Origin of the sequence: Rhizobium sp. NLR10b (assembly GCF_019685435.1) — a bacterium.
Taxonomy (GTDB): domain Bacteria; phylum Pseudomonadota; class Alphaproteobacteria; order Rhizobiales; family Rhizobiaceae; genus Rhizobium.
Map to the genome: position 1 here is coordinate 1 of NZ_JABDWV010000039.1, position 7,174 is coordinate 7,174.

The window sequence follows — 7,174 nt, forward strand, 5'->3', positions numbered from 1 at the left end:
TTCCAGTCAGCCTTGACCGCGTCGACAAGCTTGCGCTTGCGGGCAGGCCTCAGAGCTTTTTTGACAGCACGTCCTGGAGCATGGCCTTGTCCAGAGAGAGGTCGGCGACGATCCGCTTCAGCTTGGCTGTCAATCGGCGCGGAATGTTGACCCCTTATCGGCGTCCAATATTCACCCCCCTGTAGACGCTCAGCGCTTGGCCTGCCCGGCGCTGGCCGGGGTTGCAGAGGGTAAAGACCGCATGGCGAAATCCATCATCGAAGAGGCTGAGCGCCGCGGAGATTTGAAGCCAGGAATGACAGTGGTCGAGGCGAGTGGGGGGAAGCACGGAGTCCTCGCTCGCCTTCGTTTGCGCAGTGAAAGGCTATCATTTCATTGTGGCTTCTTCCAACGCCTTTGCCATGGAGAAGTTGCGTACCATGCGCAGCTTTGGCGCAACCGTTGATCTGATCCACAGCCCATCCGGCGAAATCTCGGCCGATCTGATTCCGTCTATGATCCGTCACGCCCAGGAGGGTCTCCAACCGATCAGACTGCTATTATTCGGACCAGTTTAAAACCGTGACGCCTTGATTGGCTATGAGGAAATCGGCCATGAGTTGGTCGAGCAGTTTCCAGACGGTATCGACGCCTTCTGTGGCGCAGTTGGTGTGGCCGGAATGACAATGGGCGTGGCAAGAATTCTGAAGTCGCGCTCAGCGACGGTTCGGATCGTTGTTCTGGAGCCGGCCTCTTCACCCGTCATATCGAAAGATTGGGCCGGAACCCACCACGTCGAGGGCATAGGGGTAGGCTTCGTTCCTCCTTTGCTCAACCAAGATCTCTATGATGAAGCGCGTAGCATTCCGGAAGAGGAAGCACGCGCTATGTGTCACCGATTGGCACGGGAGGGAGGATTGCTGGTCGGTACGTCCACGGGCCTCAATGTCACTGCGGCGACTCGTTTGGCCAAGGAGTCGGGGCAGGGTAAGACGGTCGTCACGGTCGCGAGCGACACGGGTATAAAGTAAATGAACGGGAAGCTTTTTGCAGATGGCTGATAACGGTCGAGCGACGGCCGGGACGATGCTGGACTTTCGGTTGAATTGGAACCTGCGCGGCAAAACGCCCCGGCCCCCTAGACAAACGCGCGCCTCGTTGTATCGGTCCAGACTCTGCCACGACGATCGCCAATCTAAACGGCCTCAAAGTCCAAGTCTGGCTTGCCACCTTCTTACCTGCATTGCCGATGTGTCCGTCAGAAAGCTGATCAACTGCTGCGGCCCTGACGACGGATTACGGCCTAACATTGTCGCATGAGTGATTTTTACTCCGACCCCGACACAGGAGCCACCCTATGAGTTGCCGCGACACTAAGGATGCCGGCCCTGTCGAGAGGTAACGGACCGTTGGATTCATGGGGCGCATCGCGAAAGATGTCCGGATTACGCCAATTGCAGGAAGAGCGAGTAACGCGATCAGAACTGTCGCTTTATACGTAGCCATGTCGGGAATCACTACCTCGATCAAGAAATCCTGGTCGGCAAGGTGACATGCTATTGTCGTGCGGCCCAATTGGATAGGCCGGCGCGGACGTTCAAGACCGCCAGCCTTTTCCTCAGGCGCTCTAATATGTTGCGGGACCGCCGAAGGCGTAATCCGAAGTACTTTGTCGCCCCACTCGCACGACAATGCTGACTCCTTCTGAGAGGCCGTCCTCGCGTCAATCTGCCTTATGCCAGTTAAGGAAATCTCATTTATTCGCGCCCAATTCCCGTCTTAGACAATGAACACCCAAGACATCATGATGATAGGCTAAGGAGACCGCTAAAATGACGATTGTGTCGCGAGATAAGTTCGAAATGGTGTCGAACATGACGCCCTCGCTCGAAGACGGCGAGTATGTGTTCCGAGATGCGTCTGGAAACCGGCACTCACCCCAGCCGCGGAAATTATGTTGCGATGAGGGACCTTGAGATCGCTGCGTTGATGGCAGAGGCTGCTGCGAATAACGACGAAGTCGAGGGTGTTTTGCTCAACCTCGCGGGCATGATCCGAGCGCTGAAGATCATGGCGGATGATCCCGCACCATTCTTACCGCGCGTTCGACTAGGCGGCGGTATTCGTCAGTGCTCAGTTTGTCGACCGGGTCAGTTTAGAGATAAAGTCGGTAGTGTAGGACATTTGTAGATGATTTGCCGAGGGGGCAGGGCCTATCAATGTTCGCCAGAAGGCTTGGGTGGTTGCCGGGTTGCTCGCGGGGTCCCGACAATCCGCGGGCGGTCGCACCGAAGGTCAGCGCTCGGCGGGGCGCCTCTTGATAAACGGACAAACGATCAAGATGCTGCCGGGGGTTGGCCCGGACTCCCGCATCGATTTCGTCCGCTCGGAATGCGATGTAGTCAACAAGAAGCAGTCACAATGAAGCGGTGTCAACCGAACTATATCCCGACGGCTGCGATTCTATCGTTTTCTCACGGTTGCGTCCTTAAGTGGTTCTCTGCGATTGGACCCGGGTTTGAGCCGAATACTTAAAAAGGATAGACCAAATGGACTGCAGTCGTTATCTGAAAGGCTTGTTGCGATACTGAAGACGTCGCTGAAAAATTGCCACAGACACCCGAGGCTTCTCAAAGTGAAAAAAGTGCAGCGCAGCTTTGCCATCGAGTACAAATCAGGTCGGCGAAAACTCAACTCTAAACCGAGCTCGATCTGGGCAGACACGGATCTCAAGTCCGTTGCGCAAGATATGGAGGACGAGGCAATGCCATTTATGTCATTAGCTCCTCAGGCAAGAAGCAGCGAGATGCTTGTATCCGCAGAAGAACAGGCCGGGCCGTTATTGACACTGCCGATCGAGCAGGAGACAAATGCATCGGCTTTACAGGAGACCATAATGGCCGACGAAAACGATACGATGACCAATGCTGACACGCCGGGCGCCGCGGCGCCCGCTGTACCGAAGAAGGTGCGCAAACCTCGCGCCAAGAAGGTGCTGCCTGAAACCGCCTCAGCCGCCGTTTCTTTGCAACCGGCAGCGGCTTCGGGTGCCAAAGCTGGAAAGCAGACGAGAGGACGCAAAGCAAAGCCTGACGAAGGGACGACGAGTGCCAAGCGTGTACCTGTCAAACGTGCTCCGAAGGCTGTGTCGATAGCGGCTGCACCGTCAGTGGCGGCAGTTGATGAGATCGTGGATCTTCTGCAGCTCGAAGAGGAAAACCAGAGACTGCGCAAGCTGCTGGCGGAGAAGCTCCGAGCTGAAAATGCCGATCTGCGGAAGCGACTCAACCTCGGTTGATCGGTAGCAGACGGTCAAGCGCTGGCCGCATTCTCATGCTTATTGAAGTGAAGATTTTGGCGGCAGTTCGTTCTGCCGCCAACGTTTTTGCTCGCAGTTGCATACGGGGTAGGATTCGAGGTCGAATAAAATGGCGTCTCCATGGAAACTTCTTGCTCGGCTGGTGTCACCGCGACGGCTGCAGAGGCAAGAACACGGCTCGACCGATGACGTGAAGCCGGACGTATTGGCCATCGCCAGGCCGACTGAAACAGCAGCCAACAACGACTTGAACGCCACAGACCGTCCGGCCAGCGAAAAGCCAGTTCTTCACGGCCATTTTGCGGCGGTTCCGGCGGACCCGGATCATTCCGAGGAAACGACAAGCGTTGTTGATGGCGCGGCAGATATCAAAGGCGCTGGGCCCGTGGAGGCGGCCAATCCGGTCTTATACGATGACGCCGGTACAGCCGCACACGCCACACTAAAGCCCTCGCAGCCTCGCGAAGGTGCAACGCGAAAGCGCAGCAGTCGGGCCAAGAAGGCGGAAAGGCTTGCAGTCGTTATCCCACCTTCTTTAAGCGCTCTCACCGCTTCTGACGATGCAATCAATCTCGACGAAGAAATCAGGCTCCTCCGGGATCGACTGAAGCGCAAGCTTCAGCTGCAAAACGCACAACTGAAGAGGATGTTAGAGCGGTTCGAACGCTGAAGCTATCATAAACGCATTCTGCGGACTTTGGGCATGAGCAGCGTGTCAAACGCATTTCCGTAAGCTTGGGCGAAACGTTCAAGCGCGTCTTCCGTCGCGACGAGGACCAAGACGAACTCTTTCGCTCCATCAGGCGCGGCATCGACGAGCGCTACGACGCGCCCTGGTTCAAAGCCGTATACGAGCCTGTCGGCTGAAATACTCGAGTTTCACAAATACTTGAGCGCTCCCGTCCGGTACGACGCGACGCAGGCGTACGACCGGTGTATTGCCAATAGCGTTGAGCGCAGAATCGACGGGGGGCGGGGGGCTCAAGTTGCATGTTTTACTTGTCCTTCCGGTTGATCGTCTAGCGTCTATTGGGCAAGCCACCCGGGTGAACCGCGTGTTGAGTTTTCGATGGCGTCAAACCGATGCAAAACAACAAACGAGATCATACAGGGGATTCCCAAGAGACTGCTGAACGTTGGAATCGAGCTGCACGCGATCATGCTGAATTTGCGAGCGAAAGAACTGCGCCAGCAGCGCCATTCCCCTGAAGAGTCAGCTGGTTGTCGAACCTCACAGCCGAGGTTCCCTGCCCTACCTTGAAAACTGTAGCCGAGTTGAACAGCATCCCATTGAAGCGCGACCCTTGAGTTGCTGCACCCACCTTCCTTGAAGAGGTGCAGCCGTGGAAGAAGCTGTTCAACGATGTCTGCGCGGCACATCTTATATTTTTTCTAGAATCCCTAGAGCGGATGCGGTCCTTCGAATCCTCGACGCGTCGAAATCCGCGTCATTCTCCAGAGCTGTCACCTCTGCCACAGTCAGACCAGTAGTTTCTGCGACGTCGTCCAGCGAATAGCCGCGAGCCAGGCGAGCTTCTGCAAGCAGAGCGCCAACGGAGGGGCAACTGGGGATTTCGCAAATCTTCGAGACCATGTTCATGTCGATTAAGGCTCCTTTTGGCGGCCGGAAAACGTGCATCCGTTTTCTAGTTCCACCGCTGCCGACCGCGTCCGGCAACGGACAGTTTCTTCGAACTCCGCGGGCGGTCTTTCTATCAGTTTGTGCGACGGAGTACAGGTCTGACGCGATGAAGGGCGGACATGGCAGCCGACGAGAGGTAACCAGGCTCCCAACGGCGGCGCACACTCACGACGGCCGACAAGTAGCTTCCGCTCTGGCAGGAACGTTCGCCCCGGTCGGAAGCTCGTAGGGAGTGATGCACTGATCATTCCCAAGCGGACAACGATGGACAAACAATTCGAGAATTCCTCGGCGATACTCTCATCGCCCGCAGGTTCAGCCAGACTCTGTGGGAAACCTGCCGGGCGCTGCCGATCGGCCGTCGTCTTGAAGAGATCGCCGGGGTGGCGTCAACGCCGCCGATGACCTTGCCGGCCGCCTTCAGCGCCTGTATGGCACCAATCGCCGTTTCGTCGTTGTTGGAGATCACGGCATCAAATTCGATGCCGCTGGAAAGCCAATTGGTCATCAGGTCGGCGCCCTGGGTACGATCCCAATTGGCCGTAGTCCCCGGATATTTTCACGAATATCGAATGCGATGGCAGGAGAGATTAACAAGAGCGGCGCTGCCGCAATGGACCGGGCAGTCGCTGAATTGGGTCGATCGAGGCAGCAAGTCTACACTCTCGCGGAGCTCCTGGCTCCGGCGCAGACCGCTCTGGACATGTCGTTGACATGGACATGCCATCTGCACTTGTCGATGCAATTTATTTCATGTCCGCGTCCAATCGCTGGCGATAGATTGTACAAGTACACAAGGCGTAAAAATAATCGTGGTCCGAATTCTCGACCGAAGCTGACGGCCGTGCACCTGCCATGGCGACTCCGTCAGCGTCAGCTTCGGACTTCTTTAACGGCGGTCGAATTCCGCGCGTTCCTCTCCGCTGCCGCTTTAAGCTCCGAGAAGAAGTGATGCATTGAGACAGCAAACTCTACAAATGCGATCGGCGACGACCGCGGGCGTTGGTGCACAGATCTGGAATTGAACGTGGGGATCTTTGAAACGGCTGATCATGCCGAGGCTGCCTTGCGGCGGACGAATTTCGGGCGTGCGCAGTCAAGCATGCGATTGAGAACGGCGCAGCCGATGACGCCTTTGGTCTGCTGACCAGGTCGCGACCTCGCCCGCAGACGCCGCCCGATGATGGACTTTTATCGCCCGATTGCCGTTTCGACCAGCGAGCGTTTGCGTAGCCGTTAGAGAGTTGCCATTTCACGCGGCCGCCAAAGACACGAAATGCGATATATATACAATAATATATTCCATACTCACGGGTTTCTCGCAATAGAGAGTAAGATCTGCCAAATTGGAAACGATATACTTTGAAATATATCCGACACATCTATTGCCTTGCTTGCCGTTTTCATCAAGTGTCCTGTTATGATGAGTTACGACAGTGCAACAGGAAGATTCTTTCCCATGAATGCTGAAATCTTGCCGGCGACGTCATCGTCGGGAGGCTTGCACAAGGAGCACGACGACATGGATAACCAAAAGAAATCAGACAAGCGCCTTGGCTACTCGCATCTGCGGTCGGCAACCATCGACGGCGTGTCGCTGCCCGGTCTACAATTGTCACTCGACCGGCAGGAGGGCTCTGCGTCGACGAAGAAGACCTTTTTCGAACAATTGCTCCTGGATTTTGCTTTCGGTTGCTACCTATTTTATCCGATCCAGCTGTATGAACATCCCGCAACGAGCGAGAGGACGACAAAGGCGCTAAACCGTTAAGTGACTTGGGAGAATTTGGACCGGCCGCCACGTTCCTCCTTTGAAATCCACGTCTATCGAGTTTCCATATTCCAGGAAGGAAGCATCGGCTCCGTCGCCAACGCTTGCAAACTCCAACAACAGGTCGGCGAGAGGATGGAGGATAATCATGGACGACCTTGATGCGACGCAAGCAAAGGACGGCTCGGGCACACAGGCTTCAACAGGTGTGAACCAGCACGGCAGAAACATCGGAAGATGGTATGAAAGTCTATCGGGAACCCGACCGTTAAACGGTACCCGCAAGGCGCAGTTCAAATCTTGCTGCTGGCATCAAATACGCTGACAACGCGCGCTCGCCTGCCAAAATCAAGGAAATTTGACGCGCAGGGTTCGCCCATCAAATTTACTGCAGAAAGGATTCGTTCTCCGTGTCATTTTGTTCTTCGAAACGCATTCGCATCGCCGCACTTGCAGCGACTGC

At 55.8% G+C, this 7,174-nt stretch carries 6 protein-coding genes and 3 pseudogenes; 5 read left to right on the plus strand and 4 right to left on the minus strand.

The features are described from left to right. Positions 1 to 127 (minus strand): annotated as a pseudogene (locus HJB91_RS30100) (IS3 family transposase); the annotation flags it as partial. 442 nt (positions 128 to 569) lie between these two features. On the opposite strand from HJB91_RS30100, the gene HJB91_RS31015 reads away from it, so the two are divergent. The 4 genes from HJB91_RS31015 to HJB91_RS31020 all read left to right on the plus strand — a co-directional run bounded on the left by HJB91_RS31015 (position 570) and on the right by HJB91_RS31020 (position 4,165). Further along, on the plus strand, positions 570 to 1,010 hold the full coding sequence (locus tag HJB91_RS31015) for a pyridoxal-phosphate dependent enzyme (protein WP_259669996.1): 441 nt from the start codon (positions 570 to 572) through the stop codon (positions 1,008 to 1,010). 1,604 nt (positions 1,011 to 2,614) lie between these two features. After that, positions 2,615 to 3,277: a transcriptional regulator gene (locus tag HJB91_RS30110; protein WP_221156905.1), complete on the plus strand. Its 663-nt coding sequence runs from the start codon at positions 2,615 to 2,617 to the stop codon at positions 3,275 to 3,277. A 130-nt stretch (positions 3,278 to 3,407) separates the two neighbouring features. Further along, on the plus strand, positions 3,408 to 3,968 hold the full coding sequence (locus tag HJB91_RS30115; RefSeq protein WP_221156906.1) for a hypothetical protein: 561 nt from the start codon (positions 3,408 to 3,410) through the stop codon (positions 3,966 to 3,968). A gap of 65 nt (positions 3,969 to 4,033) precedes the next feature. Then, positions 4,034 to 4,165, plus strand: coding sequence for a hypothetical protein (locus HJB91_RS31020; RefSeq protein WP_259672831.1), 132 nt, complete (start codon positions 4,034 to 4,036; stop codon positions 4,163 to 4,165). A 514-nt stretch (positions 4,166 to 4,679) separates the two neighbouring features. Here HJB91_RS31020 and HJB91_RS30120 read toward each other — a convergent pair. From HJB91_RS30120 to HJB91_RS30130, 3 genes and pseudogenes are all read right to left on the minus strand, one after another. After that, positions 4,680 to 4,898: a RodZ family helix-turn-helix domain-containing protein gene (locus HJB91_RS30120; RefSeq protein ID WP_221156909.1), complete on the minus strand. Its 219-nt coding sequence runs from the start codon at positions 4,896 to 4,898 to the stop codon at positions 4,680 to 4,682. A 424-nt stretch (positions 4,899 to 5,322) separates the two neighbouring features. Next, a pseudogene (locus HJB91_RS31025) lies at positions 5,323 to 5,484 on the minus strand (substrate-binding domain-containing protein); the annotation flags it as partial. A 506-nt stretch (positions 5,485 to 5,990) separates the two neighbouring features. After that, positions 5,991 to 6,202: pseudogene (locus tag HJB91_RS30130) on the minus strand (IS5/IS1182 family transposase); the annotation flags it as partial. A 197-nt stretch (positions 6,203 to 6,399) separates the two neighbouring features. Here HJB91_RS30130 and HJB91_RS30135 point away from each other — a divergent pair. Beyond that, on the plus strand, positions 6,400 to 6,711 hold the full coding sequence (locus tag HJB91_RS30135) for a hypothetical protein (RefSeq protein ID WP_221156910.1): 312 nt from the start codon (positions 6,400 to 6,402) through the stop codon (positions 6,709 to 6,711). Positions 6,712 to 7,174: the final 463 nt, after the last annotated feature.